2 protein-coding genes and 1 pseudogene are annotated in these 3125 nt (G+C 73.7%); all 3 read left to right on the plus strand.

The window, feature by feature from the left end; all coding sequences use genetic code 11:
- Positions 1-895, plus strand: a pseudogene (locus D7W82_RS39025) (penicillin-binding protein 1C); the annotation flags it as partial.
- Entirely contained in the window at positions 892-2076 is a 1185-nt protein-coding gene (locus D7W82_RS39030; protein WP_120623100.1) for a SpoIID/LytB domain-containing protein, read from the plus strand. The pseudogene D7W82_RS39025 and the gene D7W82_RS39030, both read left to right, overlap by 4 nt.
- A gap of 210 nt (positions 2077-2286) precedes the next feature.
- The coding region (locus D7W82_RS39035) for a DUF937 domain-containing protein (RefSeq protein ID WP_120623101.1) at positions 2287-3125 on the plus strand (839 nt) is incomplete at its 3' end.

The following is a 3125-nucleotide window of genomic DNA, read 5'->3' on the forward strand; positions in this document are numbered from 1 at the left end:
GGGTGGGGTGGTGGGGCCGTTGAGGGAGGTGCGCGCGGCGTTCGGGCCGGATGGCAGACCGCTGCGGATTCCGCAGGAGCTGGAGGAGCACCGCTTCCTGGCGGCGCGGCCGGTGGAGCTGCTCACGGACGTGCTGGCGGACGAGGCCGCGCGGGCACCGGCCTTCGGCCTGGACAATGCGTTGCGGCTGCCGTTCCGGGTGGCGGCGAAGACGGGGACGAGCCGCGCGCACGTGGACAACTGGGCGGCGGGCTTCACGCGCGAGCGCACGGTGGCGGTCTGGGTGGGCAACTTCGATGGCACGCCGATGCGCGGGGTGTCCGGCATCACGGGCGCGGGCCCGGTGTTCGCGCGGGTGATGGCGCTGGCGATGAGGGGCCTGCGCGCCGCGCCGCTGGTGGACCGGAGCCACTTCGACGCCGCGGAGATCTGCCCGCTGTCCGGCGAGCGTGCGGGCCCGAACTGTCCCGGAGCGATGAAGGAGGTCTACCTGCCGGGCACGGCGCCGCGCCACACGTGCACCATGCACCGGGGCGACGGCTCGCTGGACGTGGGCCCGGCGTATCTCGCCTGGGCACAGGCGGAAGGACTGGCCTCCACGTCGGTGAGCGCCGAGGGCGGACCGGGGATGCAGCCCGGCTTCATCCTGCCCGCGAACGGGGATGAGTTCCTGGTGGAGCCCGAGCTGCCCGAGAGCGCGCAGGCCGTGCCCGTGCGGGTGATGGCGCCGCAAGGGGCGAAGCTGCTGGAGCTGCGCACGGACGACGGCCGCCGCATCGAGCTGCGTCCGCCCTTCGTGACGAGGCTGCCCGCGGTGGCGGGAGAGCGCCGGTTGGAGCTCTGGGCGCCCGGTGGCTCCGAGCCGCTGGCGGTGACGCGGTTCCGGGTCCGATGAACGCGGCGGGCGTGGCCGTGCTCATCGCCGCGCTGGTGGCGGGCACGGCGCCTGGTGCCGAGAGCACGGGCGCGCTGTCGCCAGCGACGGAGACGCGTGTCCGCTCCACTCCACGGCCCGCGCGGTCTTCGCCACCGGCCAGCTCCCCAGCCCGTGCGCGCAATCCCGTGGCCGATACCCAAATCGACGTTCGCATCCTCTCCAAGCACCGGCCCGCGCGCCTGCGGCTGGACGGTCCGCGCTCGCTGGAGGTCGTGGCGTCGGGAAGCTCGCTCGTCGTTGATGGCCACCCCCAGCCTCACGCCCTGCGGCTCGACGCGGGCCGCTGGCATGTCCGGGGCCGGGGCCTGGACCGGCGCTATGAGGCCGCGCTTTCGCTGGAGGCCCGTGAGGGTGAGCTGATCGTCGTCGCCACCTTCGCGCTGGAGGCCTACGTCGCCGCCGTCACCGCGAGCGAGACCGAGGTCGACACTCCCTTCGAGGCGCTCCGCGCACAGGCCATCACCGCGCGCAGCTACGTGCTCGCTTCCGGCAATCGGCACGACGAGGCCCGGGCCTGCGACCTCGCCCACTGCCAGGTCCTTCGCGGCGAGGGCTTCGCCCGCCACCTGCGCCGCGCCCGCGATGCCACCCGCTCCACGGAGGGCGTCGTGCTGCGCCTTCCCGGCGGCGCCGTGGCCCTCGCTCCATTCCACGCAAGCTGCGGCGGACACACGGCCGAGCCCGTGGCCGTGTTCGGTGCCCCGGACCTCACGGGCGCCGCCGCCGTGCCTGACCGTTGCCCCGCGTCGCCGTGGCGCGCCGTCGTGCCTCGCGCGCTGGTGACGGCCGCCGCGTCGGTCGCGGTCGGAGGCCCCGCGCAGGCGGAGGATTTGCTGCTGGACCGGGACTCCAGCGGCGCGGTGGTGCGCGTCGTGGACCGCGCTTCGGGACGCGATGGCAGCGGTGACGCGTTCTTCCGCGCGCTCGGAGCACGTGCCGGTTGGGATCGGATCCGCAGCGCGCGGTTCTCGATGACGCTTGGCGGTGACCAGGCACTCCTCGAAGGACAGGGTCATGGTCACGGCGTCGGCCTCTGTCAGGCCGGCGCGGCCCTGCTCGCACGGCAGGGCTGGACCGCGGAGCAGTTGCTCGCGCGTTACTTCCCGCGCGCCCTCCTGGAGAAGCCTCGGGACAAGTGAACGCGAGGGCCGCGATGGCCCTCGAGTTCGCAGTCGTCCGCGAAGGTGACGGCCCTCCAGGGGCTCTCCTCCGGCCGCACCGCAAGGGCTTACCCGCAGCCGTCGTGCTCCGTATCGATTGCACCAGAGCCCTCAGCCCCGCGCGGTCCGGTGGGGAGGTGGCTTCGCGCACCGGCCATCCCGGTGCGGAACCCAACCGGGAGGCATCACATGGCGTTCAATCTGATCGAAGCAGTCGGCTCACAGTTCATGCAGAAGGGATTGCTCCAGAAGATCAGCGCTTCGCTGGGCGAGGATCCGCAGGCCACCACCAAGGCGCTGCCGGGCGCCATCGCCTCCGTGGCCGCGGGCGTCGTGGACCAGGGCGGAAACGAGGCCGGTGCGCACCGCCTGCTGACGAAGCTCAACGAGGGCGGCTACACCGGACCGGACGCGCCCCCACGCGCTGGCGGCGTCGGCGAGGGGCTCCTTGATGAGGAGGAGAGCGGGAAGGGGATGCTGAGCGGCATCTTCGGCAACAAGCTGGGCGCCGTCACCGAAGGACTCACGCGCTTCGGGGGGATGCGCAACGCCGGCTCGGCGACGCGGCTGTTGTCCCTGGCCGCCCCCATGCTGATGGGCGTCCTGGGCAAGCAGGTGCGCGACCAGCGCATGGGCTCCTCCGGGCTGATGCAGCTGCTCAACGGCCAGCGCAACAACATCGCCGCCGCGCTGCCCGCGGGCCTGGGCGGCATCCTGGGCTTTGGCGGCACTCGCCACGCGGTCGCGGAGGTCATCGAACCCCACCGCGAGACCGTGACGCCGGTCCGTGAGACGGCGCCCGTGCGCGAGGCCCACACCGTGCGCGAGACGACGCCCCGGACGACCTACAACCGCCCGCCGGAGAAGAAGAAGAGCATCGCCGGCTGGGCGGTCCCGCTGGCCCTGCTCGCCCTGGTCGCGCTCGCGTGGGGTGCCCTGCGCGGCCGCCGGGACGAGCGCCGGGCGCCGCAGGTGACCCGCACCACGGCACCTGCCCCGCAGGAGCGCGTCGCGCAGACCCCCCAGCC

The sequence above is a fragment of the Corallococcus sp. CA049B genome, assembly GCF_003611685.1.
Taxonomy (GTDB): domain Bacteria; phylum Myxococcota; class Myxococcia; order Myxococcales; family Myxococcaceae; genus Corallococcus; species Corallococcus coralloides.

Bases quoted from the DNA above. Each gene is read 5' to 3' on its own strand.
- D7W82_RS39030 (WP_120623100.1), top strand. From the start codon at position 892: ATGAACGCGGCGGGCGTGGCCGTGCTCATCGCCGCGCTGGTGGCGGGC.